Source organism: Burkholderia sp. BCC1985 (genome assembly GCF_905339915.1).
Lineage (GTDB): Bacteria > Pseudomonadota > Gammaproteobacteria > Burkholderiales > Burkholderiaceae > Burkholderia.
The window spans coordinates 1-26,098 of sequence record NZ_CAJPGY010000065.1 but is presented as its reverse complement, the minus strand read 5'-3'; the positions used below and the strand labels follow the sequence as shown (position 1 = coordinate 26,098).

General features: G+C 64.9%; 24 protein-coding genes and 1 pseudogene. 7 read left to right on the top strand and 18 right to left on the bottom strand.

From position 1 onward, the window contains the following. Window positions 1-210 precede the first annotated feature (210 nt). Window positions 211-371: pseudogene (locus U4Z31_RS34770) on the top strand (carbohydrate kinase); the annotation flags it as partial. Between the two features lie 6 nt (window positions 372-377). Here U4Z31_RS34770 and U4Z31_RS34765 read toward each other — a convergent pair. The 3 genes from U4Z31_RS34765 to U4Z31_RS34755 form a co-directional block, all read right to left on the bottom strand. Then, complete coding sequence (locus U4Z31_RS34765; protein WP_321812762.1) at window positions 378-2,096, bottom strand: SulP family inorganic anion transporter; 1,719 nt, start codon at window positions 2,094-2,096, stop codon at window positions 378-380. Between the two features lie 24 nt (window positions 2,097-2,120). Continuing rightward, on the bottom strand, window positions 2,121-2,747 hold the full coding sequence (locus U4Z31_RS34760; protein WP_321812761.1) for a ParB-like protein: 627 nt from the start codon (window positions 2,745-2,747) through the stop codon (window positions 2,121-2,123). 125 nt (window positions 2,748-2,872) lie between these two features. Beyond that, window positions 2,873-3,415, bottom strand: a complete 543-nt coding sequence (locus tag U4Z31_RS34755) for a GNAT family N-acetyltransferase (RefSeq protein WP_321812760.1) — start codon at window positions 3,413-3,415, stop codon at window positions 2,873-2,875. Window positions 3,416-3,695: 280 nt separating this feature from the next. Here U4Z31_RS34755 and U4Z31_RS34750 point away from each other — a divergent pair, with 280 nt between their 5' ends. From U4Z31_RS34750 to U4Z31_RS34735, 4 genes are all read left to right on the top strand, one after another. After that, window positions 3,696-4,916, top strand: coding sequence for an MFS transporter (locus U4Z31_RS34750; protein ID WP_044849269.1), 1,221 nt, complete (start codon window positions 3,696-3,698; stop codon window positions 4,914-4,916). A gap of 216 nt (window positions 4,917-5,132) precedes the next feature. Continuing rightward, complete coding sequence (locus U4Z31_RS34745) at window positions 5,133-5,951, top strand: TetR/AcrR family transcriptional regulator (RefSeq protein WP_321812759.1); 819 nt, start codon at window positions 5,133-5,135, stop codon at window positions 5,949-5,951. Window positions 5,952-6,377: 426 nt separating this feature from the next. Beyond that, the gene (locus U4Z31_RS34740; RefSeq protein ID WP_321812758.1) at window positions 6,378-8,132 is read left to right on the top strand and encodes an AMP-binding protein; all 1,755 of its coding nucleotides are present in this window, start codon (window positions 6,378-6,380) and stop codon (window positions 8,130-8,132) included. 29 nt (window positions 8,133-8,161) lie between these two features. Further along, on the top strand, window positions 8,162-9,076 hold the full coding sequence (locus U4Z31_RS34735) for a DUF1571 domain-containing protein (protein ID WP_321812757.1): 915 nt from the start codon (window positions 8,162-8,164) through the stop codon (window positions 9,074-9,076). A gap of 33 nt (window positions 9,077-9,109) precedes the next feature. Here U4Z31_RS34735 and U4Z31_RS34730 read toward each other — a convergent pair whose 3' ends face one another. Next, window positions 9,110-9,394 (bottom strand): PXPV repeat protein, encoded by a 285-nt coding sequence (locus U4Z31_RS34730; RefSeq protein ID WP_044846004.1) that lies wholly within the window; start codon window positions 9,392-9,394, stop codon window positions 9,110-9,112. Window positions 9,395-9,689: 295 nt separating this feature from the next. On the opposite strand from U4Z31_RS34730, the gene hfq reads away from it, so the two are divergent. Further along, window positions 9,690-10,256: an RNA chaperone Hfq gene (gene hfq, locus U4Z31_RS34725; RefSeq protein WP_321805066.1), complete on the top strand. Its 567-nt coding sequence runs from the start codon at window positions 9,690-9,692 to the stop codon at window positions 10,254-10,256. A gap of 83 nt (window positions 10,257-10,339) precedes the next feature. Here hfq and U4Z31_RS34720 read toward each other — a convergent pair whose 3' ends face one another. From U4Z31_RS34720 to U4Z31_RS34655, 14 genes are all read right to left on the bottom strand, one after another. Beyond that, on the bottom strand, window positions 10,340-11,047 hold the full coding sequence (locus U4Z31_RS34720; RefSeq protein ID WP_044846006.1) for a DUF2968 domain-containing protein: 708 nt from the start codon (window positions 11,045-11,047) through the stop codon (window positions 10,340-10,342). Between the two features lie 54 nt (window positions 11,048-11,101). After that, a complete protein-coding gene (locus U4Z31_RS34715) occupies window positions 11,102-12,493 on the bottom strand; it encodes a sigma 54-interacting transcriptional regulator (protein WP_044846007.1) in 1,392 nt (463 codons plus the stop codon). A gap of 11 nt (window positions 12,494-12,504) precedes the next feature. Beyond that, entirely contained in the window at window positions 12,505-14,535 is a 2,031-nt protein-coding gene (locus tag U4Z31_RS34710) for a pilus assembly protein TadG-related protein (protein WP_321812756.1), read from the bottom strand. 11 nt (window positions 14,536-14,546) lie between these two features. Next, a complete protein-coding gene (locus U4Z31_RS34705) occupies window positions 14,547-14,900 on the bottom strand; it encodes a DUF3613 domain-containing protein (RefSeq protein ID WP_415750326.1) in 354 nt (117 codons plus the stop codon). Continuing rightward, complete coding sequence (locus U4Z31_RS34700; RefSeq protein WP_321812755.1) at window positions 14,897-15,739, bottom strand: tetratricopeptide repeat protein; 843 nt, start codon at window positions 15,737-15,739, stop codon at window positions 14,897-14,899. The genes U4Z31_RS34705 and U4Z31_RS34700 overlap by 4 nt, the downstream gene beginning before the upstream one ends. 18 nt (window positions 15,740-15,757) lie before the next feature. Next, entirely contained in the window at window positions 15,758-16,750 is a 993-nt protein-coding gene (locus tag U4Z31_RS34695) for a type II secretion system F family protein (protein ID WP_321812754.1), read from the bottom strand. A 4-nt stretch (window positions 16,751-16,754) separates the two neighbouring features. Then, a complete protein-coding gene (locus U4Z31_RS34690) occupies window positions 16,755-17,747 on the bottom strand; it encodes a type II secretion system F family protein (RefSeq protein ID WP_321812753.1) in 993 nt (330 codons plus the stop codon). Continuing rightward, window positions 17,740-19,101 (bottom strand): CpaF family protein, encoded by a 1,362-nt coding sequence (locus tag U4Z31_RS34685; RefSeq protein WP_321812752.1) that lies wholly within the window; start codon window positions 19,099-19,101, stop codon window positions 17,740-17,742. Before U4Z31_RS34685 ends, U4Z31_RS34690 begins: the two co-directional genes overlap by 8 nt. A 3-nt stretch (window positions 19,102-19,104) precedes the next feature. After that, the gene (locus U4Z31_RS34680; RefSeq protein ID WP_321812751.1) at window positions 19,105-20,376 is read right to left on the bottom strand and encodes a fimbrial protein; all 1,272 of its coding nucleotides are present in this window, start codon (window positions 20,374-20,376) and stop codon (window positions 19,105-19,107) included. 60 nt (window positions 20,377-20,436) lie between these two features. Then, entirely contained in the window at window positions 20,437-21,768 is a 1,332-nt protein-coding gene (locus U4Z31_RS34675) for a type II and III secretion system protein family protein (protein ID WP_124893779.1), read from the bottom strand. Between the two features lie 64 nt (window positions 21,769-21,832). Beyond that, on the bottom strand, window positions 21,833-22,771 hold the full coding sequence (gene cpaB, locus U4Z31_RS34670; protein ID WP_321812750.1) for a Flp pilus assembly protein CpaB: 939 nt from the start codon (window positions 22,769-22,771) through the stop codon (window positions 21,833-21,835). A 75-nt stretch (window positions 22,772-22,846) separates the two neighbouring features. Beyond that, entirely contained in the window at window positions 22,847-23,350 is a 504-nt protein-coding gene (locus U4Z31_RS34665; protein ID WP_124667745.1) for a TadE/TadG family type IV pilus assembly protein, read from the bottom strand. Continuing rightward, window positions 23,350-23,847, bottom strand: coding sequence for a prepilin peptidase (locus U4Z31_RS34660; protein ID WP_124893792.1), 498 nt, complete (start codon window positions 23,845-23,847; stop codon window positions 23,350-23,352). The genes U4Z31_RS34665 and U4Z31_RS34660 overlap by 1 nt, the downstream gene beginning before the upstream one ends. Before the next feature lie 109 nt (window positions 23,848-23,956). After that, a complete protein-coding gene (locus U4Z31_RS34655) occupies window positions 23,957-24,160 on the bottom strand; it encodes a Flp family type IVb pilin (RefSeq protein ID WP_124667732.1) in 204 nt (67 codons plus the stop codon). Between the two features lie 669 nt (window positions 24,161-24,829). Here U4Z31_RS34655 and U4Z31_RS34650 point away from each other — a divergent pair. Further along, on the top strand, window positions 24,830-26,098 hold a 1,269-nt coding region (locus U4Z31_RS34650), incomplete at its 3' end, for a collagen-like triple helix repeat-containing protein (RefSeq protein WP_321812749.1).

The following is a 26,098-nucleotide window of genomic DNA, read 5'->3' as shown; positions in this document are numbered from 1 at the left end:
TGACAACGTGAAAGCTTACAAAGGCTGGAGCAGCCCGCGCTGATCGCGCGACGCGACCCGCGATTCCTGGCGATCCCGGTCGGTGCGGGGTGCGGACACCGGCCCTGCCCGTCCGTTCACCCCAACCGCCGCACCGCCGCGCGACACGCCGCGGCACATGGTCTCGACACAACGACGACGTTCCCCCGCCGGGCCGTATTCGGCGAAGCGCTGACCGACTTCATCCGTGATGACCCGCGGCATTGGCGCAGCGTCGCCGGCGGTTCATGCTGGAACGTGGCGCGCGGCTCGGCGTGCCGACCGCCTTCGCCGGCACGGTCAGCCGCGCTGATTCGGCGGCACGGGAAAACGCCAGGCGAAGCATCCGCGCCGCCCGGTCACGCACCACGCGTCCCGCCGTTAACGCGCGCCCGCAGCAGTTGCAGGCTCTCGTCGACACTCAGTTCGGACATCGCATCGTCGCGCAGCGTATCGTCGGTCGCGCGGCGCAGCGCATGCAACGCGTGCTCCTTGAGCCGCACGATCGCGAACTGCAGCCCGCGTGCCGCGCATTCGGCGGCGAACGTGCGCAACGACTCGATCGTCGTGCCGTCGACGTCCGGCGTTTCCTCGAGACTCAGCATCACGGTATGCGTGTCGGGCGCGGCCTTCATCAGCGCGCGCACGCGATTGAGCATCCGATCGGCGTTCGCGAAGAACAGCTGCGCCTCGGGCCGCACGATCAGCACACCGGGGATCGGCTTCGCATCGGCGTGATTCGCGACGTCGACGAAATCGTGGCCGTCGCGCAGCCGGCCGAGTACGCTCACGTTCGGCTCCGACAACTTGCGCAGCGTCAGCAGCAGGTTCACGCCGATGGCCGCGAGCAGCCCGTGCAGCACGCCGAGCACGAGTACCGCGAGCAGCGCGGCGATCACGACGAGCCGGTCGCGATGCCAGACCCAATACGGGCGGAACACCGACGGATGCAGCGAGTGGCTGACCGCGAAGATCACGATCGCCGCGAGCACGGGCTCCGGCGTGCGCGCGAGTTGCGGCAGCAGCAGCCACACGATCAGCGCGACCACGCCGGCCGCCCACAAGCCCGCGAAACGCGACTGCGCGCCGGCCGCCTCGTTCGCGGACGTCGCCGAATAGCCCGCGCCGACCGGCATTCCGTGCAGCAGCCCCGACACGAGGTTCGCGCAGCCGATCGCGACCAGGTCGCGGTTCGCCGACACGCTGTCGCCGTGCTTCAGCGCGAAGTTGCGAATCGATCCGTACGACTCCGCATACAGGATCAGCATCAGCGCGAAGGCGAGCTCGACCGTCTGCATCCATGCGTTCCGGTCGAGATGCGGCAGCCCGAATTCGAGATGCCGGAAATCGATGTGTCCGACGATCGCGATCCCGTAATGCTGCCAGTCGAGCACATAGCCGGCCGCGATCGACAGCACGATCACGACGAGCGTCGCGGGCACGCGCGAGCGCCGCCCGAGCACGAACAGCAGCGCGAGCGCGGTCGCGCCGAGCGCGACGCTCGCGAGGTTTGCATGCGGTGCGCCGGTGACGAGGTCGAGTGCGACGCGCGGCGCATCGCTGTGCTGCACGGAGATCGCGAGAATCTTCGGCAGCTGCTTGATGACGATCGTCAGCGCCAGGCCGAACGTGAAACCGCGCAGGACCGGTCGCGCGACGAAATCCGACATGCCCCCGAGCCGCGCGACGCCCGCCAGGATGAACAGCACGCCGGTCATCGCGACGAGCGCGGCCGCGAGCGCGAGCTGCGCGGCAAGCGCCATCCCCGACTCGGCCAGCACGGTCGCGGCGAGCACGGCCGCTGACGACGACGTCGACGACACGATCGCAAAGCGACTGCTGCCGGTCAGCGCATAGACGACGAGCCCCGACAGCAGCGCGATCAAACCGGCCTGCGGCGGCAGGTTGGCGAGACCCGCGTATGCGACCGCCTCGGGAATCAGCAACCCGGCGATCGACAGGCCGGCCAGCGCGTCGAGGCTGATGCGCTGCGCGCGCGGCGGCGGCGCCGCATCGAGTGCAGCAAAATGCTCGGGATGCTGCAAGCCGGCATCCGGACGGGTCGGGGCGGTCGTCATGAGGCGGTAGGCACCGGGTGCGGGTCAGGGTTTGACGGCGATGACACCCGACCAGCCGGGCAGATAGCGCGCGTCCTGCGCGTGTGCGCGGCGCAGCGAGATGTCGAGCGCCTTCGCGAAGTTCTTGCGGATCTGGTCGAGCGTCACGTGCTGGCGCAGGTAGTCGGCCCACAGGAATTCGCTGAACGGCGTCGCATCCTTCGCGTAGCCGCCGGCCGTGCGCAGCTCGCCCGCGAGGCTTCGATACGGATCGTCCTCCAGCCCCGTCAGCGCCTTCGGCAGTTGCGCGTAGTCGCGACGCGAGCCGTCCACGCCGAACGGATGCACCCACTGGTTGTGTTCCATCATCCGCCAGAAGATCGTGTCGTCGAGCCAGGACAGATCCTTCAGCAGCATCGCGTTCACGCGCGCCTCCCCTTCCTCGATCAGCGCCAGGCCGAGATGGTGATGGTCGGTGATGTAGTGCAGCCCGCCCGGGCCGAGGACAGCCGGAAACCAGTGCGAGTCGATCGCGGCCTTGCGGGCGCGCTTGTCGAGCGCCTTCCAGTGCTTGCGCTTCGCTTTCACTTCGCGATAGCCGACCGTCATTTGCGTCGGACGCAGTGCGTCGAGCCGGACGGGAATGAGATGAACGTCGTTGCCGAGTGCCATGGTCGTACCCCATGTTGCGAATTTCCGGCAACGATACTCCTGATCGTGCGAGCCGTTAATACGTCGCGACGTCGATGCGCGTGCGCTTGACCATCCCTGACATCCGGTCGCGTCCGCACGCGACGCTATGCACGCAGGTCGTCGCGCTCGAGACGATGGCGAACGTAAGGAATGCCGTCGTGAATAACGCTCACGCGCCGCATCCCGAGCTTGCGCGCGACGTTCAACGAACCCGAGTTCGCCTCCGCGATATCAGCGATCACGCGCGGCAGCCGCACGGTGTCGAACGCGTGACGCACGACGGCCGCGGCGGCCTCGCACGCGATGCCGCGCCCCCACGCCGCGCGCACGAGTCGCCAGCCGATCTCGACGTCGCGCGCGCCGCCCGCATAATCGGGAATCAGCAGGATCCAGCCGATGAACGCGTCGGGCGCGGCCTTCTCGAAGATCGACCAGTAACCGAGGCCCGGCGGATAGGCGCGCGTGATCCGGTGCGTGACGAATCGGCGATGTTCGTCGGGGTCGTGCCACGGCCCCGCGATGTAGCGCGTGACCTCCGGATCGCCATCCATCGCGATGCTCGCGTCGAGGTCGGCCAGCACGCGCGGGCGCAGCCACAGCCGCGCGGTCTCCAGGGCGGGCAGCGCGGCAACGGACGGTTCGGTCATCGGGGCTCCTGATTCGGGTGGTGATGCGCATCGCGTGCATTACGTATCTGATACAAAAAACCTTCCGGAATGATACAGACGACTGTCGCTCGTCACGCACACGCTCATTTCCGTTTTCTCAACAGTTCATTTCGTAGGGATTATTCCCGATGCGCGGTTATCGCGCCCCACATCGCACGGCGCGGCGGCCTACACTCGATCCATGCCCCCGCGCCGCGCGCCAGCCGGGCCGGCATCCGCCGGCAGAGTGTGCGCACAAGCCAACGAGGAGACCTCGGACATGAGCTGGACCCGCGAACAACGCAACGTCACGATCGCCGCCTACCTGGGCTGGACACTCGACGCGTTCGATTTTTTCCTGATGGTCTTCGTGCTGAAGGACATCGCCGCCGAATTCGCGTCGACGATTCCCGCCGTCGCGTTTGCGCTTACGCTCACGCTCGCGATGCGCCCGATCGGCGCGCTGATCTTCGGGCGGCTCGCCGATCGTTTCGGCCGCCGCCCGACGCTGATGGTCAACATCGCATGCTATTCGCTGCTCGAGCTCGCGTCGGGCTTCGCGCCGAGCCTCACCGCGCTGCTCGTGCTGCGCGCGCTGTTCGGCATCGCGATGGGCGGCGAATGGGGCGTCGGCTCCGCGCTGACGATGGAAACCGTGCCGACCCACGCGCGCGGCTTCGTGTCGGGCCTGCTGCAGGCCGGTTATCCGAGCGGCTACCTGCTCGCGTCCGTCGTGTTCGGCCTGCTCTACCAGACCATCGGCTGGCGCGGGATGTTCATGGTCGGCGTGCTGCCTGCGCTGCTCGTGCTGTACGTGCGCACGCACGTGCCCGAATCGCCGGCCTGGAAGCAGATGGAAAAGCGCCCGCGCCCGAGCCTCGGCGCCACGCTGCAGCAGAACTGGAAGCTCACGATCTACGCGATCGTGCTGATGACCGCGTTCAACTTCTTCTCGCACGGCACGCAGGATCTCTACCCGACCTTCCTGCGCGAACAGCATCACTTCGATCCGCACACCGTGTCGTGGATCACGATCGTGCTGAACATCGGTGCGATCGTCGGCGGCCTGTCGTTCGGCGCGATCTCGGAGCGGATCGGCCGCCGCCGCGCGATCTTCATCGCCGCGCTGATCGCGCTGCCGGTGCTGCCGCTGTGGGCGTTCTCGAGCGGCCAGCTCGCGCTCGCCGCCGGCGCGTTCCTGATGCAGATCTCGGTACAGGGTGCGTGGGGCGTGATCCCCGTCCACCTGAACGAGATCTCGCCCGACGAGATCCGCGCGACCTTCCCCGGCGTCGTCTACCAGCTCGGCAACCTGCTCGCGTCGGGCAACGCGACGATGCAGGCATCGCTCGCGGTCTCCCAGGGCAACAACTACAGTTTCGCGCTGGCGCTCGTGGCCGGCATCGTCGCCGTCGTGATCGCCGTGCTGATCCTGTTCAGCCGCGAACGGCGCGGCATCGACATGACGCAATCGGTCAATACGCGTACCACCGCCGGCTGAAGCCGCGCATTGCCGCGACGCACCATCGCGCGTGCCCCGTCCCGCCGGGGCCACGCGACAGACTTTCCGCATCCGCACATCGAACTAGAGGAATTTGTCCAGATTCCGCGCTTGCCCGCGCCGCACGCGTTTTTTTATCTTAATAAAAACGGCTGTTTGAATCAGACAATCAAATCACCTGTTCGCGGCCGGGCAACCGGCATTGGGAGGCGGGACATGGCAGTCAGTCAGGAGGGGCGAGCGTCCGCGGGACGACCGTCCGGGACGCGTTTATCCGGCAATCGGCAGACCGGCGGGACGAAGGCGCGCATTCTCGATGCGGCCGAGGACCTGTTCATCGAACATGGCTTCGAAGCGATGTCGATGCGGCAGATCACGTCGCGCGCAACGGTGAACCTCGCCGCGGTCAACTACCACTTCGGCAGCAAGGAAGCGCTGATCCACGCGATGCTGTCGCGCCGACTCGACCAGCTCAACCTGGAACGCCTCGGCATCCTCGACCGCTTCGATGCGCAGCTCGGTGCGCACATCACCTGCGAGCACGTACTCGGCGCGATGTTCATTCCCGCGCTGAAGGCGTCGCGCGACCCCGAGCGCGGCGGCCCCGCATTCCTGCGGCTGATCGGCCGCGCGTACACCGATCCGTCGCCGTTCGTGCGCAACTTCCTGACCGCGCACTACGCGAGCGTCGCCGGCCGCTTCTTCGATGCGTTCCAGCGCGCGCTGCCGCATCTGCCGCGCACCGAGCTCGGCTGGCGGCTGCACTTCGCGATCGGCGCGCTGTCCGGCGCGCTGGCCGGTGCCGAAACCGAAAGCCTGATCGACGAATTCTCGCAAGGCCGCACGATGAACGACGTGCAGATGATCGCGCGGCTGTCCTCGCTGATCGTCGCCGCGCTGAAGGCACCGATGCCCGACAGCGCGCAGTTGTCGATCTTCGCGGCCGTGCTCGACGATGCGGGTGCGAGCGAAGCGTTCGGGCTGTCGTCGAGCACGGCTGCTGCCGATACGGCGACGGCGCCTTCGGCGAGCTGATCGCACCAGGCCGCGCAGGCGGCGTTTCACGATTTGGGCGGCCCGGGCCGGCGTTGATGCGCCGGCCCGGGCCGAACGAATGTCATGCGGCGGGAGCCAAGGCAGGCTTGCTTTCGTCGACGAAAAACATGGGTACGAGTAAGCGCTGGAGTGCTGACTCTCACTGACTGCGAAGCATGGGGCGGGAGTAAGCGCTGAAGTGCTAACTCTCACCGACCGCGAAGCACGGGTGAGCGTAAGCGCTGAAGCGCCAACTCTCACCGACCGCAAAGCATGGGGTGAGCGTAAGCGCTGAAACGCCAACTCTCACCGACCGCAAAGCATGGGGTGAGAGCAAGCGCTAAAGCGCTAACTCTCACCGACCGCGAAGCATGGGGTACGAGTAAGCGCTAAAGCGCTAACTCGTACCGACACCGGAGACACATCATGGCCTCATCCGCAGCAACCGCAGCGGCCCAGCTCCCGCCGAACAGCGACGGCATCTGGTACGCGTCGTATCCGCCCGGCGTGCCGCACGAGATCGACGTCACGCAATTCGCATCGCTCGTGCAGTTCTTCGACGAATGCACGACGCGCTTCGCCGAGCGGGTCGCCTACGTGAGCGCCGGCGCATCGATGACCTACCGCACGCTCGCGCAGAAAGTCGATGCGTTCGCGTCGTATCTGCAAAGCACCGGCGTAAAACCGGGCGACCGCGTCGCGATCATGCTGCCGAACACGTTCCAGTACCCGGTCGCACTGTTCGGTACGCTGAAGGCCGGCGCGATCGTCGTCAACGTCAATCCGCTCTACACCGCGCGCGAACTCGCGCACCAGTTGAAGGACAGCGGCGCGCAGACGATCGTCGTGTTCGAGAACTTCGCGCGCACGCTGCAGGACGCGCTGCCGGAAACGCAGGTGAAGAACATCATCGTCACCGCGCTCGGCGACCTGCTCGCCGACGGTTTCAATGCGAAGGGACGCCTGATCAATTTCGTGCTGAAGCACGTGAAGAAGCTCGTGCCGGCCTACAACCTGCCGCAGGCGATCCGGCTGCGCTCCGCCCTCGCGCTCGGCGCACGCGGCAAACCGCAGCCGGTGCAGACGACCCGCGACGATCTCGCGTTCCTGCAGTACACCGGCGGCACGACCGGCGTCGCGAAAGGCGCGATGCTCACGCACGGCAACCTGATCGCGAACCTGCTGCAAGCGAAGGCGTGGATCGCCGACCAGGTGTCGGGCGACGTCGAGACCGTGCTCACGCCGCTGCCGCTCTATCACATCTATTCGCTGACGGTGAACGCGTTCATCTTCATGGGGCTCGGCGGACGCAACATCCTGATCGCGAACCCGCGCGACATGAACATGGTGATGAAGATCATCCGCAACGAAACGTTCACCGGGATCACCGGGATCAACACGCTGTACAACGCGTTCCTCGACAACGACGAATTCCGCAAGCGCGACTTCTCGAAGCTCAAGCTCGCGATGGCGGGCGGCATGGCGATGCAGCGCGCGGTCGCGGAGCGCTTTCAGCAAGTCACGGGCCGGCCGGTCATCGAGGGCTACGGGCTCACCGAATGCTCGCCGATCGTCACGATGAATCCGGTGAACCTGAGCGACATGGCCGGGTTCAGCGGCTCGATCGGCCTGCCGGCCCCGTCGACACTCGTGCGCTTTCGCCGCGAGGACGGCACCTGGGCCGCCGTCGGCGAGCCGGGCGAGCTGTGCGTGCACGGCCCGCAGGTGATGCGCGGCTACTGGCAGCGGCCCGACGAAACCGCGAAGGTGATCGACGCCGACGGCTGGCTCGGCACCGGCGACATCGGCGTGATGGACGAGCGCGGCTTCATCCGCCTCATCGACCGCAAGAAGGACATGATCCTCGTGTCGGGTTTCAACGTGTATCCGAACGAGATCGAGGAAGTGCTGGTCATGCATCCGGGCATCAGCGAAGCCGCTGCGATCGGCATCCCGGACGAAGTACAGGGCGAACGGATCAAGGTCTTCGTCGTGCGCCGCGACCCGACGCTGACGGTCGACGACGTGCTCGCGCACTGCCGCAAGAACCTGACCGGCTACAAGATGCCGAAATTCGTCGAGTTCCGCGATGCGCTGCCGCAGACCAACGTCGGCAAGATCCTGCGCCGCGCGCTGCGCGACGAGGAACTCGCCAGGATCAAGGCCGCGAAGCAAGGCTGAACGATCCAATCCGCCCGGAGACGCTGTCGATGAACGAAGGAACGAAGCGCCGCGCGCGGTACGCCGCCGCGGCACTCGCGTGCGTGCTGTCGCTCGCGCAAGCCGGCCTGCACGCCGAGGAAACCGCCGATGCCGCGAGCGCGGTACAGGAGGCCGCACTGCCGGCGGAGCTGGCGAAGGTCACGCGCGAGCCGGTCGCGCAGCAGGCGCACTGGCTGCGCACGGCCGCCCAGCGCGGCGCGCTCGCGCAACTCGACGACGCGACGCTCACGGCGCTGTTCAAGGCCCTCGATCCGCTCGCCGTACCGCTCTATATCCGCAATGGTCCCAACGGCTATCCGTCGTACCAGTTCACGATGGTGCGCCAGGAACGCATCAGCGGGAAATGGTCCGACACGCCCGACCGCATGCTCGTGAAGACGACCCGCGAACCGTTGCGCGTTTATGCGAAATGGCTGCCGGGCGGCGCGCATGCGGGACAGGAGACGATCTACGACACGACGCGGCGCAAGGACGAGATGTACGGCCATCTCGGCGGCCTGCTCGGCAAGATTCCGTTGTGGACGGCACTTGACGGCGCACTCGCGCGTGCGCAGTCGAATCACCAGGTGAAGGATCTCGGCACCGAGTTCATCACCAACCTGTACCTGACCGAAGGAAGGAAATACCAGGAAGCCGGCGTGCAGCGGCCGACCCAGGTTGAGGCGAAGACGATCGGCGGCGTGCGCGTCGTCGCGCTCACCTACGAGACGCCGACCGGCCGGCCGCAGTTCTACGCGAAAAAGGAAATCCTCGGGCTCGACCTGCACGCGCCCTACTTCAGGACCATCGAGTCCTATGACAACGACGGCAGGATCTTCGAACGGATCGTCATCGAGAAAATCGCGCCGGCGACGCTCGACGAATCCGCGTTCGACCCGAAGAACCCGGACTATGCGTTCTGATCGTCACCGGCGTCGGCGCCACGCAGGTCGCGCTCAATCATCATCGTCGTCGTGATGATGCTTGTGCCAATGCTTGTAATAATGCTTGCGCCATTTCCGATAGCCGTCGTCGTCCTCGTCGCCGTAGTAGCCGTATCCGTAACCCGGATAAGCGACCACCGCAGGCTGCGGCGCCACATAGACCGGCGCCGGTTCGACATAGACCGGTGCGACCGGCACGCCGATGCCCACCGACAGGTCGACGCGCCCCGCCATTGCACTGCCGGAAGCGAGCAACGCCACACTCCCGATCCACACCGCCAATCCCCTCTTGTTCATGTTCCCCTTCCCGGATCCGCCGGCCTGCCCGGCATGCGCGTGGAATGTAATCCCGCCGCGCGCCGCCAGGTGCTACGCCATTGCGAGATTCGTAACGCGACGTAACGAAACGGCACTAGCCATTCGACCGAATCGCGAAAATGCACGGGAACGTCTATAGTGGGTTACGGTTCGACACAATCACGACTGCGCGCTGGTGGAACGAACAGGGTAAAATCCCGCCAAACACTTGGTGGGCAACCACGCCACACACACGCACAACATATTCTCTGACGCAGGCTCCTGCCGCACCTCAATGGCCAATCCCGCAGAATCCCATCCGCAAAACGACTTCATCAATTCGGCGCGCAAGGAACGTAAGCGTGTTGAAATCTATCTCGTCAACGGCATTCGTCTGACGGGATGTATCGAGTCGTTCGACCAGTACCTGGTGATGCTGCGCACCCCCGTGGGTCTGCAAGGCATCTACAAGCGTGCGATTTCCACGATCCAGCTCGACACGGGCGGCTCGCGCCCGGGCGGCGGCGGTCCCCGCGGCCCGCGGCCCGGCGGTCGGCCGGGCGGCCGCGAAGGCGGCGGCCACAGCCCGTACGGCTCGCACGGCGGCCCCCGCGAATCGCGTGGCGACGGCGGCGGCTACGGCTCGCGCGAGCCGCGTGAAGGTTACGGTTCCCGTGAACCGCGCGAAGGTTATGGCGCGCCGCGCGAGCCCCGCGAAGGCTATGGCGCCCCGCGCGAAAGCTACGGCGCCCCGCGCGATGCCGGCGACGCATCGGGCAACACGTCGCCGTCCGACGCACGCGGCGGCAACGGGCCGGTGATCGTCACGCGCCGGCGGCGAATCGTGCCGGACGGCCAGTAAAACAAAAGGGCAAGCCAGGCGGCTTGCCCTTTTTTCTGGCGGATCGGCGCGGCATGTCGCCGCACCGGCCGTGCCGTGATCGCTCAGTGTGCCGTCGTCGGCAAACCTGCGTCGGCCTCCCGCTGCAGCGAACGCACCTGCTGCTGCAACGCGCGCAGTTGCGACTGAAGCGCCGCCTGTTGCGCCTGCAGCGCCGCCGTTTCGTTGCGGACGCTCTTCTGGCGATCCGCGACCGCCGCCTGCTGCTCGCGGGCGATCGAGATATCGGCCTGCAGACGCCGCGCCCGCTCCTGCGCGACTTCGATCTGCCGGTCCGTCTGCACCTTCTGCGACTCCAGCTTCGCCGCACGCAGCTCGTTGACGGACAGCCGTTCCGCCTGACGCGAGAAATCGCGATAGATCGCTTCCGCGCGCGATTCGTCGTAAGTCTTGATCACGCGCCAGAACGCCTTCTGCTGGAACAGCGCGACGAAATAGGAACCGTCCTTCACGCTGAACAGCTGGCTCGCGCCGTAGCTGCCGTTATAGCTGGTGCGCATTTCCGTCAGCGAATGCGCCTGGATCTGGCGCTGCAGTTCGTCAACCGTGCTCTGCCCCGTCGTCTCGCCTGCCTGCGGCTGTATCGAGGTTTGAACCTGCTGATCGATCACCGGAATCGCCGCCACCGGTGCCGACGCCTGCTGTACCGCCGGCGATGCATTGCCCGCCAATCCCTGCGCGAACGCGCCCTGCATGCCTCCCATCATCGCGAGCAACACCCACGCCCGCCCCAACCCCGTCATATGGCTCATGAATTTTGATTCCTGCCCGTGTCGTTGTAATTCAGCGCGATTTTATCGCATTAATTATTCGCTTTCGCGGGTCTCGGGCTCTTCGTCGAAGATCTGATATTTGCGCATCTTTTCCCACAGCACCTTCCGGCTGATGCCGAGCTGCTGCGCCGTATCCTGCCGTCGCCAGCCGTTTGCGTCGAGGGCCGCGATCACGCGGCTGCGCTCGTTCATGTCCCACTTGCTGCGGTCGACGAAGACCTCCGCCACGCTCTCCGCCGGCACCGGCTGCGCCGCATTGCGCGCATGCGCGACCAGCCGCTGCAGTCGCGCGGCGTCCCAGCCGCCCGTTTGCCGCACCGTCACGCCGACGCGCTCCGCAAGGTTGCGCAGTTCGCGCACATTGCCGGGGAAATAGCTGTCCGCGACCGCATCCGCAAGCCAGTAAGGCAGGTCGGACAGTTGCGCGAGCCGTTCGTCGCCCACCACCTCCGCGACGAACGACTTGAACAGCGCGATCTTGTCGACCGCGCCCCGCTCTTCCAGCGACGGAATGCTCAGTTCGATCACCGCGAGCCGGTAATAAAGATCCGCGCGGAACAGGCCTTCCTTCACGAGCTGCGGCAGCTTCTTGTTGCTGGCCGCGACGAGACGGAAATCGACCTTGATCGGCGTCGTCGCGCCGACCCGCAGCACGGCGCCGTCCTCGAGCACGCGCAACAGCTTGACCTGCTGATACAACGGCAGATCGCCGACTTCGTCGAGGAACAGCGTGCCGCCCGCCGCCTGCTCGAAATAGCCTTTATGCGCAACAACCGCGCCGGTAAACGAGCCTTTTGCGTGCCCGAAGAACAGCGATTCGAACAGGCCGTCCGGAATCGCACCGCAGTTGACCGGCACGAATTCGCCGTCGCGGTAGCGCGAATGCTTTTCGTGAAGCAATTGCGCGATGCGTTCCTTGCCGACGCCGGTTTCGCCGTGCAGCAGCACGTTGGTGTCGCAGTCGGCGAACATATCGACCTCGTGCAGCAGCGCCTGCATCGACTCCGAGTGCGCGACGAGTTCGGACGGCCGCAGCGTATCGGCCGCATGCGCGCGCAGCTGCGTGACGAGCTTGCCGATCATCCCGCGCAGCTCGGCGCACGTGAAGTCGAGCGGCAGGATGTGCGAATAGTCGGGCGGATACTGCGACGCGTCGTGGTCGCGCGCCGCGCCGACCCAGACGACCGGCATGCCGATGTTGGCCTGCCAGTCGCGCAGGAACGCCGCGCCGGTCTCGATCATCGTCACGCTGATGATCGCGAGCGATGGCCGCAAGGCGGCGCGCTCCGGCGAGATTTCCGCATTGTCGGCGCGGATCACTTCGACGTCGAAGCTCGCCATGCAGCGGGCAACGCGGTCGACAATGTCCGCCTTGCCTTCCCAGACGTACAGGTCGAGTTCTGCGATTGCGGAGGGGGTTCTCATCGTTGATGCTTTCAATGAACGATTTGCGGGGCGTTGCAAGTCAAGCCGTGTTGAATCACGGTCAGCTGTCCGATCTGCAATCCTAATGCCGTCAGCAATGGTGTCACCAGCGTATTGAGCAACGGATTGACGAGCCCGAGCAGCAAAGGAATGAGCTGCCCCGTCAGCGGCTGAAGAATCTCGGTCAGGATCGATAGATCCAGCCCCAAGACATTCAGCTGAAGCGACGGTAGATTCAACAGATTGGTCAGTTGTACGTTGAGTGTGTTGGTCGCCGTCGACGACGTGGTCCAGTTGGGCCCGGGAGACCACGCGGACGACGTACAAGCGCCGTTGCTCGGCTTGGTATTGCAGAACGAGTATTGCGAACTGTTCTGATAGACGATCCCCGTCCCGCTCAATGACAGGCTGGCGTTCAGCGCGCCAGGGGTCGAGGGCAATGGCGGCCCGCTGTAGATGGGCGTGCTGGCGCTACTCCCAACGTACGCGACGGGATTCGATACCGACAGGACGACTTGTAGAAGCGAAAAATTGCCGAGTAGTCCCCCGCCCGACAACTTGGCAACGGGAATCGTGCCGGAGGTGGACGCACAGCTCGGTGAATTGAGGTTCAGCTTGCCGCCAGTTGTTTGTCCGGCGCAAATCATCGCTACACCCGGCAACGCACCGAACGTCGCGGTGCTCGATGCAGGGGTCGATTGGCAACTCGTATTGGCCAGCCAAGCGCGCCCTGGGCCGCCCAGGATGATATAGAGCGGCAAGTGCGGTCCCGTCAGCTGAAGCGTCAATACGCCGGGAATTCCCAGTGGAGGCGGATCCGACAGCGCCTGCACATCGACGTAGAGTCCGATCTCCGCTTGCGACGCCTGCGTGCGCCAGATGCCGTTTACTTGTCCGGCCTCGCCAATTCCGATCGACGGCGGTGCCAGCACCTGCAATTGCAGGCTATTGACTCGAACCAGCGACGACACCGCTGAAATGAGCGGGCAAAACGGACTGCCGGGGCAGTTGCCTTGGCCGACCGACACCGTCAGCGCGCTGTTGTATGCCCCGACCTCCGCCGTCGTCAGCAGCAGTTGAAGCACATTGATGCTTGCGTTCGCGGCCGCTTCCGCATTGCTGCCCGAGTATTGAAGGAGACTTCCCAAAGAGATCTTGTTGGCATTGACGTTGGCGCCAACACTGTTCTTCAGCGCGGTGAGTACCGTGCCCACCGTGGTATTGCTGCCGACCGCGGTGGCGGTGAGGTTCAGGATATCCGCTACGGTCAGATTGAGACCGAGCAACTTCCCGACGCTGGCTGGACTCGACATCCCCGCGGTGCCGAGCTGTGTCGCGACGTTCGCCAACTGACCCAGCGTAACGTTTGCCCCGGCCAACGCCTGGTAACTCGCCAGACCGACATTGACGTTGGCCGACGCGCCCAGCAATCCGGTGAGCAGCGGGTCAAGAATCGCGGACGACGAGGAATTCAGGCTCGCGAGCGTCGACCCCACGCTGAACGTGTCGATTGCCGCCGCGCGTGCGGTAGCCGTTGCGGAAACAACGACCTGCCGCCCGCTCAACTTGTTCAGCAGCCCAAGGAAGAAGTAGCTCACCTGCCGGTACGCCGTCACCTGCGCCGCATTCGCCGCGGCCGACGCCGGCGTCACATAGGCGGTCGACGGATCCCACCTCCCGCAACTGACGGCAATCTGGTCCCTTCCCGCCGTAGGATTTGCTGTTGCCGTGGCGCTTATCAGCGTAACCGTATAACCCTTGTCGTTGATGTTCGCGCTCGTGGTTACATTGTTCTTCGCATCGCTCAGGCAACCAGTCGGATCGCTCGACATCGGCTGCACCGCCGCCAACGCGGCCAGGTCCGCGACCCGCTGCAGATCCCGCTTCTGCAGGTACAGATTCGCGATGTCGATGACCCCGAGCACGACGATCGCGACCGTGACCCAGAGCGCTGCCATGACCACGATGGAACCGCGTTGACGTCGCTTCCCCGGCCAGCGAGCACCCCGCCGCCGAGATCCATATGGTTGATCTACGCGCATCGTCATCTCGATTACTGCGCGCCCTGCCCGCTACCCGACATGCCACCGGACGAGCTACCAAGTTGCGTGCTCATCGACTCGGGAATCTTGTTCTTGAACGAATCGAGATAGCGCTGATAAACGAGCGACGCGACATCGCCGAGCATCGGTTGCGTCGGCGCCGCCGCGCGATTGTCTCGTTGCAACGAAAGCCACTCCTTCGTCGAACGGTCGACGTCGGATGCGGACGGTGCCGTTCCCTGTTGCGCCTGTGCGGCTGCAGTGCCCATCGCCATGCCCATGATCGCGCTCAACACCACGACGCGGCCCGCAAGCGTGTTTCGATAATATTTATTGTTCATGTCGTTCCCCGCCTGTCTGTTCATTGTGCAAACCGTTGCAGCAGCGGCACGGTCTGGTCATAGCCGAAATTATTTGCCATCGGCGTGATCGGTGCAGTCGTGGAGCGCCGCGATACCACCGGCGGCGTCGCGACCGCACGCTGCTGCGCACGTGCCGCGGCCGCGATTTTTGCGGCATCGCCGACGATGTTCTTGCGGATATCCGTCGGAAGATGCTGCTGGTTCATCAACCGCTGCGCGTCCTGCGAGCGCCCGGCAGCAAGCAGATACAGCGCGAGGTTGCTGACGATTTTCGGGTTGCGTTGATCCAGTTCCGCCGCCTTCATCAGCGGCACCCGCGCACCGACCACATCGCCGTTACGCAACTTCGCATAGGCGAGATCGGACAGCAGCGACGCGTCGGTCGGCGCGAGCTCGGACGCCTGCGTCAAGGCCTGTACCGCCTGGGCGAAATCGCCGGCCGCACCGGCGATCAGCCCAAGCCCCCGGAAACCACGCGCGGTGAGCGGCGTCTTCAGCAACTGTGTGTATGCAGCCGCGCTCGCAGCCGGCTGGTCGGTCATGCGCAGCGCATCAGCGCGCAGCAATATCGAGTCCGGCGACACGCCGTACGCCTTGTCGTATGCGTCGATGTGCGCAAGCGACGCGTAATAGAGACCCTGTGCCTGCATCCGCTGGATCAGACCGAGATACATCGCGGGCGTATCCGGCACCGCCTGTTTCTGGTCAGCCGCCTGGATCAGCGCCGCACGTTCGGTCTGTGCCCCGACGCCGTACCCGCTTTCCTTGGTTGCACATGCGGCAAGGAGCAGCACCGCCATCGCCATACTTGCGTGCCTCGCCATCCTGCTTATCCGCTTCATCGTCTTTCCTTCCAACCATCAATGACGCGCCGACAGCGCATGCATCACCGCCAGAAACCCGGGCCCCGCCGTCACGATCAGCAGTGCGGGCAACAGCGTCAGGACCATGACACCTGTCATCTTCACGGTCAGTCGACCGATCCGCTCGCGCAGCATCGCGCGGCGCGTTTCGCGCAGCCGGTCGCCGAACTGCTTGAGCGGCTCCTGCACCGCGCCGCCGTGCTTGTCGACCTGCACCATCAACCGGGCAATCGCGCGCAAGTCCTCGTTGTCGAACCCGCCGGACAACCGCTGCATCGATTGGTCGCGCGTGCGGCCCGCCGCAAACTGACGCTGCGCGATTCCAACCTCGGACGACAGCACCGGCATCATCCCGCGGAAATCGTTCGTCACGACCTGCAGGCTTTGATCCAGCGACAATCCCACGCCCTGCAACAGGCGCAGCATGTCGACGAGTAAAGGCAGTTCATCGACGACGCTCTGGCGCCGTGCCGCTGCACGACGGCGCACATAGAGTTTCGGCAGCATGAAGCCAAACCCGAATGCGGCGAACATGCCGATCGTCCAGTGTCCGCCTTTCATTCGTCCACTCGCGACTACCGCGAAAAGCACCGGCACCGCGATCCCGCAAGCGATCCGTGCGATCAGAAACAGCCCGCGCGTGTGCGTGTCGACGTAACCGCATTGCTCGAGAAGACGACGATCCTCTTCCGCGACGATGTGCTTGCCGAAACCGGTATCGAGCCAGCGCATCCCCGCCGCAGACAATCGTGCGAGCATCCGCTCGATGCGCTGCTGGCCACGCATGTCCGGTCTCGCTTCCGTACGTTCTTCCGTCGAGGTCCGGAGCTTGGCCGCTTCGAGTGCTGCCATACGCTGGTCGAGCGCATCGGCCAGCGCGCGTTGGGCACGCGACGCGGCCCTCGCACGCAGCAATGCGATCATTCCAAGCAAGAGCACGCCCAGCGCGCCGAGCGCCAGAGCAATCGAGCCGATCTGAGTTGCCGTCATCGCATCACCTGAGTCGAGCCATTCGATACAACCACACGCTCCCGGCAACCTGCATCAGGAACGCGAAGACAAGGAACGTGCGTCCGTTCGGATCAATCCACATGCCTTCCAGATACTTCGGATTGGTCATCACGACAAAACTGCCGATCGCGATCGGCAGCATCATGAGCACGAACGCCGACAACCGCGTCTCCGCCGACATCGCCGCCAGTTCGCGCTCCGCCTGCTCGAGGTCGCGCATGAACACGGCCATGCGCTCGAGCATCACGTCCGCACGGCCGCCATATTTGACCGACAATCGCAGCACGGATCCGAGAAGTTCGAATTCCTTCGTCCGGTAGATCTTCGCGATATGAAGCATCGCGCGATCGATCTCGACACCCGTGCGCAACATCCGGGACACGTGGTCGAGACACCCCCGCAGCGGCTCCTCCGTCGTCAGCAGCGCTGCCTGGAATGCGGCCGGCACGCTGTTGCCGAGCGTCACCAGTCGCACGATCCCGTCGAGAAACGATGGAATCTGCCGGACGATTTTCAGTCGACGCCGCTGGATGCGCGATGTGAGCCAGATGCCGAAAATCGCGCTCCCGCAGACAAGCGCGGCGAAACACGCGAGCACGCCGCCGCGGCTGCCCGCGATTGCCGCAACCGTCACGAGAGCCGCCAGCGCGACGATCGCCTTGCCGCGTGCGCCTTCGATCCCGGCACGGTTCACGAGGTCGGTCAGATACTCCGTCGCCATCGCCAGCCAGTGCACCCAGAAAGCACCGGATGCCGCATTGCGCGCGCCACTGGATGACGACACGACACGCGGCGCAGCGGATGCTGCCGGTCTTGCAACCGGTGCCGCCGCGCGTGCGCCGGGCTCCAGCCGACTGTCGATGAAGCGCTTCGCATCGGTGCGCACGCGCCGGGTTTCCGCATGTCGCCACAGCATCAGTGCCGATGCCACGCACAGCATCGCGACCGCGAGCATCCAGATCGTTGCGCTATACATTGAAGCCCCCGCCGCGACCGAAACCGCCGCCGCCAAAGCCGCCGCCGAAACCGCCGAGGCCGCTGTTCGTCAGCGTCTGGCGGAAACGCGCGAGCTTCGGCGAATGCGGATGAATGCCCAGCGATTCCCAGTGATCGACTTCCTCGCCCTCCGGCGTGACGCGCGCTTCGTAGCGATACAGCTCCTGCGTCGCGATGATGTTGTCGGACAGACCGGTCACCTCGGTGATCGACAGAATCCGGCGGCGTCCATTCGACAGGCGTCCGATCTGCACGATGAAGTCGATCGCGTTCGCGATCTGGCGACGCAGGCTCGACTCGGTCCCCTGGAAGCCCGCGAAGCCGGCGAGCATCTCGAGACGGTACAGGCACTCGCGCGGCGAGCTCGCGTGCACGGTGCCCATCGAACCGTCGTGACCCGTGTTCATCGCCTGCAGCATTTCGAGCACTTCACCGCCGCGCACTTCGCCGACGATGATCCGGTCCGGACGCATCCGCAGCGTATTGCGCAACAGATCGCGAATCGTCACGACGCCACTACCGTCGAACCCGCCCGGCCGGCTTTCGAGCCGCACGACGTGCGGATGGTTCAGCGACAGTTCCGCCGTATCCTCGATCGTCACGACACGCTCGGCCTCCGGAATGTGGAACGCGAGCGCATTGAGCAGCGACGTCTTGCCCGAGCTCGTGCCACCCGACACGAGCACGTTGCAGCGGGCCTCGACCGCCGCCTCGAGCAATGCACCGATCTCTTCGTTGTACGTGCCGTTGCCGAGCAAGTCCGAAGGCTTGAGCGGGTCCTTGCGGAATTTCCGGATCGACACGATCGGGCCGTCGATCGACAGCGGCTCGATCACGACGTTCACGCGGCCGCCGTCGGGCAGTCGCGCGTCGACCATCGGGTTCGATTCATCGAGACGGCGCCCGATCGGCGCGAGGATCCGGCGCACGATTCGCAGCAAATGCGCGTTGTCGGTGAAGCGCACCGGCAGCTTCGCTAGGATCCCGTGACGCGACACGTACACGTCGTTGTAGCCGTTGATCAGGATGTCCTCGACCGCCGGATCCGCGAGCAGATCCTCGATCGGCCCGAAGCCCGCGAGTTCCTTCGTCAGCGCCTCGGCGATCGCACGCACCTCGTTCTCGTTGAGCGGAATGCGGCGCAGGCGCACGAAGCTGTCGATCTCGAGATCGACGAACTGATTGATCGCCTGGCGCGACCATCGGCCGAACTCGGCTCCCAGTTCTTCGATACGCGTCAGCAGGTGCTCGTGCGCGGCATTCTTGATGTCGTGGAATTGCTGCGTCTGGGAGAACGGCGCTGCGCCGTCGGCGAATTGAATGTCGTGTGCCATCGGTTACGACCGCTTGGACGAAGGTTGAATGAAACGTTTGAGCGCGGACAGGCCGGGCGCCGCGCGCGACGCGCCCGCCATGCCCGATACGCCGGGCAACCGCGCGGCGAGGGATTCGAGTGCGCGCACGTAAGGATCACGCTCTGCCGCATCGACGATGAGCCGCCCCTGGTTCGCCGCATGGCCGATCGCGACGCGGCGCGCGGGCAAGCTGCCGACCAGCGACAACCCGAGACGCTCGGCGATCTGTCCGGGCATCAGGCCCAGCGCGGGATCGTACTGGTTGACCACGAGCTTGACGCGATCGGTATCGACGCCCCCATCGCGCAACCCGGTGATCAGGTCGGCGGCCGAAACGATCGATGCGACGCCTTGATCGCAGACCAGCCACGCCTCGTCGGCCGATGCGGCGATCTGCGTGACGAACTCGCGATTCGAGAACCCGCCGAGATCGACGACCTGCTGGTCGAAGAACGCACGAAAACGGTTCAGCAGGCCGACGCATGACGCATAAGACACGTCGCGCAACCCGCCCAGGTCCGGCGGCAGCGTCGTCAGCGCGACACCGCTCTGATGCCTCGTGAGCGCGGTGTTCACGAACGTGCGGTCGATGCGGCGCAGGTTCTGCACCGCATCGATGAAATGAAATTCGCAACGCGTGTTCAGAAACAGCGCGCCGTCGCCGGCCGGCAACCCCAGGTCGATCAGCGCGGTCTGGCGGCCGGCCGGCGCACCGCCGTCCGTGCCCGCCGCACCCGGCCCGAGTGCCCGCTTCTGAAGCCAGACCGCGAGGTTCGCTGCGAGCGTGCTGACCCCCATGCCCGCGCGCGCGCCGAGCAACGTGACGACCTTGCCGTGACGGCTCGTCGGCTCGCCGACGTGGGACAGCAATCCACGCGTCGTCCGCAGTGCATCCTCGGCCGATGCCGACACGTCGATGAAATCGCGCACGCCCGCGCGCAGTGCGGCAAGCGTGCTCTCCGGCTGGGTGAGCGAGCCAAGTGCGACGATCGGCAACCCCGGATGTGCCGCGCGTACCGTGGCCGCAGCGACGCTCGCCGCTTCGCTGCGTTCGGAGAAATCGATGAACACGAGCGCCGGATTGAGCCCCGTGATGCGCTGCGCAAGCACGCCCGGCTCCAGCGACGCGGCCTCGACCGCACCGGCCGACACCAGCGTATCGGCCAGCCAGCGCACATGCGCTTCCTTTGTCGATGCGCAAACGAAGTAGTCGGTCACGGCGGGTTCACACAACGATTGGGTTCGTGCATTCATGTCGAACACCCCCGATTACGCAAGGCGTAGCGATGTGCCACGACGCGCAATGCCTCAGATTCATTTCGAAAACCCCGGTGCCGCATCCGGCGATGCCGCACCGCCCAGGTAGGATCGCCATACCGGCCCGTCGCGCTGCTCGGACAATTCGCCGGGCGTCGCAGGCAGCACCGCCCCCTTCGCAATCGGTGCGACGAGATGCGGTGTCACGATGATCAGCAATTCCTTGTCGTTCTGCTGGTAGTTCAGGTTCTTGAAGAACGTGCCGATGATCGGCAGGTCGCCGAGCAGCGGCACCTTGCTCACGTTCGACATCGTCTGGCGATCGATCAGGCCGCCGATCACGAAACTCTCGCCATCGCCGAGTTCGACCGTCGTGTCGGCGCGACGCGTCGTGATGCCCGGCACGGCGACACCGCTGATCGTCACGCTGTTCACGAAATCGAGCTGGCTCGATTCCGGCGCGACCTTCAGCGCGATCCGGCTCGGGCTCAGCACCGTCGGAGTCAGCGACAGTCCCACACCGTATTGTTTCCACTGGATCGCGGTCGAGCCAAGCCCCTGCGGCGACGGAACCGGGATCTCGCCGCCGGCGAGGAAGCTGGCGCTCTGGCCGGACAGCGCGACGAGCGTCGGCTCCGCGAGCACGCGCGCCAGATTGTTCGCTTCGAGCAACGACAGGTCGGCGAAGATGCCGCGGCCTGCTGCATTCACGACCAGGTTGAATGCAGACGCAACCGGTGCGCCGAGCGTCGGAATATACCCGGCCGTACCCGGGCCCGACGCGCCGTTATACGACTGCACGCCGCCCGGCGAAAACGAGCCGAACGAAAAGCCGTTGCTCTGCTTGAAGAAGTTGAAGCCGACCTGCTTGAGCACCGAGCGGCTGAATTCCACGACCCGCACGTCGACCTGCACGACATTCTTGCCGGCCAGCGTCGAACGATCGATCACCGTGCCTTTCGGGCTCATGTTCTTGGCGACCGCCACGGCACGTTCGTGCGCATCGAGCGATGCCGACGTTCCCCGCAGCACCGACGTCCCGCCGTATGCCTTCACCTGCGGCGTCGAACCGTCGAGCACCGCTTGCGCAGCAGCATCGACGACTTCGACACTCCACACCGTCGGCTCGTCGTGACCGCGCTCCCACAACATCACGTTCGTTGTACCCGGCGCTTTCGCGGTCAGCAGCACGGAACCGGTACGACTGCCCTTCATGATCAACACGTCGGCGATCGCGGGATCGCCGACTGCGACACGCTGCAGCGCACGACCTGCAGAAATCTGCCGCTGCGCGCCGACCGCGAGTTCAATCGTGCCGCTCGCGCTTGCAGTGGATGCGAATGTCAAGGTCCAGAGAGCAATCGCGAATGCAGTCAGTATGTTTTTCATTGTTTGTTGGGCCGTCGCACGGCCTTTACTTGTCGTCGCAGATATCGATGGCCACCGATGTTGTTCAATATGCAACCGTTTCCGAGCGGCCGCCGCGGATCAGCTCGATGCTGCCGCCGCCGCTACCGCCTCCGACGGATCGCCCTGCCGGCGGCAAGCGCGATGGCAGCGGCGGCACATTCACGTTGGCCACCGCAGTCCTCGACGTACCGGACAGCTGTTGCAGCGATACGCCGACCGCGGCAAGCGCCGACGGCGACAACTTGTTGTCCGTACGCACCGCCACCGTCTGCATCGCAAGCTCGTCGTCGCGCGGATTGCGCAGTGCGAGCGTCAGCCGACCGCTCGCCTCGCCGAGCGTGAGTGCATCGACCTGCGCCGTCGGCACCGCGAGCACCGCGATGCGCGTATTGCTCGGCTGGCCGTTATTGCCGTTCGTGTTGCTGCCGCTGTCGCGCTCCGGCGTCGCGTCGCCGAACGACAGCACGCGCACCTTCGACATCAGGAGCCGCGCTTGTGTCTGCGAGACTTCGCCGTCGAGCATCCCGCCGCCCGCCTCACGCTTCAGGTTCACGAAGACGTCGACGAAGTTGCCGGGCCGCAGGCGATTGCCGACCGCATTGGTCTCGTCGACACGAACCGCAATCGCGCGCTCGCCCGGCTGCACGTCCTCGGCAAGCCCCGACACCAGTGCGTCCGACACAACCGGTGCCGACGCCGGGATGTCTCTCACCGGAACGCGACCGACCAGGGCGGCCGGATCGGAAAACGCACCTGCCGGCGCAGGAGCAACTGGTTGAACCTTCAACGCATCGGCGGCAATCGGCTGCCCCATCGGCAGCGCGCGCGTCGCGATAACCACTGACACCGGGCTCGCAGCGACAGCCTGTTGCACGGGGATGGGACTAGGCGTACTGCGTCCAAGCATCCAAGCGTAGATTCCAAGCAGAACAGCGATCGCAATCAGCAACCCCGCGATGATTTTTGTCAGATTGTTGGCCATGTTGATATGGGAATGCCGGAATCAGGTTCAGGAGCGTGATGACGATCGGGCGACTCGATTAAATAGGATTGCGATTCAGAGCATGCTTGGCTGAACTTGCACGGTCGCACTACTCTGCAGCTGCGGCGCAGTGAACAGGAATATCCACGGGATCAGCGGATTCGCCGCGTATGAATAGGTCGTTGTCACCATCACGTTGAATGCGGCAGTGGACGTCGATGTGAATGTCCCGCCGCAGGTCACGCCGGGCGTCGACGTGGGCGACGGTACCGAAGTGGACACCTGCGCGGCGAAACTGACGTTCTTCGACCACGGTGCGCCGCCCAACGCTTGCGTCACGGCGTTTCGCGCATTGACCTGCAGGCGGTCGCACGGCGCCGACGTGTAGTTCAACGCAGCGCGTGCGCCTTCGGATGCCGCGAATGTCAGGCTTTGCTGGATGATGAACACCATCCCGAACGTGACGATCGCGTAGAAAATCAGGAAGAACAAAGGAAAGACGACAGCGAACTCAACCGCCGCCACTCCTCGTTGCCACCGCCATGCGGACGGCTGGCGCGCTTGCGTCCCCCGAGCCATCACATTCCCCTCACATACATAAGATGCAGAAGCCAAACAGCCGCGGGTATAACGAGAAAGGCCGCATACGGCGTCGCGCGACGGCCGCCGAGCGTCATTGTGGGCATCGTGCGCTTGTACAGCAGGGAAACAGACGTCCGCGACAGCAGCATTAACCAAAGCGCGTGCAGCCCCCCGGCGAGACTCGCGACAACCCAAAGCCACAACAATGCTTGCGCACCACACCATGCACCCAGTACGGCGAATACCTTAACGTCGGCCGCGCCCATGACGCGCAATGCGAACAAGGGCGAAAAGCAAATCAGCCCTACGACCGCGCCTGCCAATGATTGAGAGAGGGAAATTCCAAACGGATTTCCGGAGATCGTCGCGCCCACCAGTGCGGCCACCAAACCGAAAATGACGAGTGAATTTCGAATGCGCCGAAGACGGATATCACTGGCCGCGACAAATACCGCCCAGCCCAGGAATGTCCCGCAGAAAATAAGACGTACCATCACGCCGCGATCGATCCCGGCCAGATCGGCGGGCGAACAACTAATGCAGTCCGCCCGCTGCCCGGCCGCAAGATGATTTCCGGAACCCGCGCCCTCTCACCCGCCGCGATTAACTCGAAGCAGCCGCAGTCCAGCACGTGCTGCTCGGCGCCGAGACACAGGTACCAATTTTTGAGAAGGTACTGCTGAGATTGGACCCCACCGAGGAGGCGCCAGCGATGATGGCAACAGCAATCAGACCCGCAATCAGCCCATACTCGATTGCGGTAACCCCGTCTTCTTCCTTGAGGAAGCGCTTGATGAGTGCTTTCATTTTTTAATTCCTCGTGCCTGTATGTACGTTTTTTGGCCTTTTATACGTTGTACATCCCCGCATATCGGGCCCTTGCCCCGCGTCGTTCGCTACAACTAAGTAACGACAACCGGATGCGCTTTCTTTATATGTCACCCCGAGGGGTATGTATCACAATTTGATGCAAGTTAACATTCGCGATAGTGACCCTCCTCGAACGTCGTGTACCGAGCTGTACATTTCCTTACACCTGCTCCGGATTCTATATCCGATCGTATTTAACTTCCAACCTCTTTTAAGACCGGATCGAAAAAACTTTCCGGGAGCACAGCCGTATTTGTACGGCGTTTCGGTACGCCTTACACATAGGACTTACGATAGGTTAGATGTGCACACCTAATCCACCAGTAAAACAGCCGGAGCGCCCGCCAGGCCTGCACGCCCGCCCACGTTACGCCGCACGCGTAACGCCAATGTTGTGACGTTACGTTACGAAACGGCCGAAACCGTTCTCATTCGACCGTTCTTAAACAGATTCAACAATCTTTCAGTTTGCCTAAATCCCTTTTCCGACAAGGAATTGCCCCGTTTAAAACCAATCGTCGAACCGTCGGCCATCGAAATGGCACGACAGTTGCAGAGTAATCCCCGCATCACTCAACACAACATCAGCTTCAATGCGAGGACGAAATGGACATTAAGGTTATCCCTCATGGCACGCTCCGGACGACTATGATCGCGGCCACCGTGGCAGCCATGCTTTCCCTCTCCGCGTGCGGCGGCTCCGGTTCCATCAGCAAGGGGCTCAGCGGCGGCTCCAGCTCGGGCGGTGGCGACTCCGTCTCGACGTCGGGTGGCGGCACGTCCGGTTCGACAAGCGGCAGCACGTCGGGCGGCACCAGTGGCTCGACCAGTGGCAGCACGAGCGGCTCGACGAGCGGCAGCACCAGCGGCACGACGAGCGGAACGTCCAGCGGCACGAGCGGCACCTCCGGTGTGTCGTCGAACGCAGTGGGTCAGGTCCTCGCAAGCGGCAGCAATCTCGTCACCAATCTCGGTGGCACCGTGTCAAACCTCGGCGGCGTCGTCGCCGGCCAGTCGTTGCCCGGCGTCAACCCGGCCACGACGCAAGCGGCGGGCGGCATCATCCAGAACGTCGGCGGCGCGGTCACTGCACTCGGCAATGGCCTCGGCAACGGCCTCGGCCAGCTCGGCGCAACGAAAGACCCGGTCGGCGTCACGGTCGCCAGCACCGGCGGCGTGGTGAACCAGCTCGGCGGCGCAGTCACGCAGACCGGCAACCTGGTCACGAGCCTCGGCAGCGGCCCGTTGTCGCCACTCGCTCCCGTCACCGGCGCCGTCGGCGGCCTCGTGACGCAGGTCGGCAACGCGGTTTCGAACGGTGGCACCACGCTGTCCAACGTGCTGTCGACCGGCCCGATCCAGCAGGTCACGCAGACGGTCAGCTCGGCGATCACGCCGATCACGACGATGGTCGGTCAGACGACGCAGACGATCGGGACGGCCACCGGCCTCGGCGCCCCTGTCAACACGCTGCTCGGCACGATCGGCAACGGCCTGAACCAGGCCGGCGCGGTGATTGCGTCGACGGGCGGCAATCCCGTCACGACCGGCCTCGGCAGCACTGTCTCGTCGACCGGCAATACCGTGAAGGCCGTCGGCGGCCTGCTCACGGGCGCCACCGGCGGCGCGACCAACCCGCTCGCGCCGCTCACGGGCCTGCTCACGACCGTCACCGGCACGCTCGGCGGCGCAACGGGCGGCACGAGCGGCGGTCCGCTCGCTCCGGTCACCGGCCTCGTCTCCACCGTCACCGGCGCACTCGGCGGCGCAGCCGGCGGTACGAGCGGCGGCCCGCTCGCTCCAGTCACCGGCCTCGTCTCCACCGTCACCGGCGCACTCGGCGGCGCAACGGGCGGCACGAGCGGCGGTCCGCTC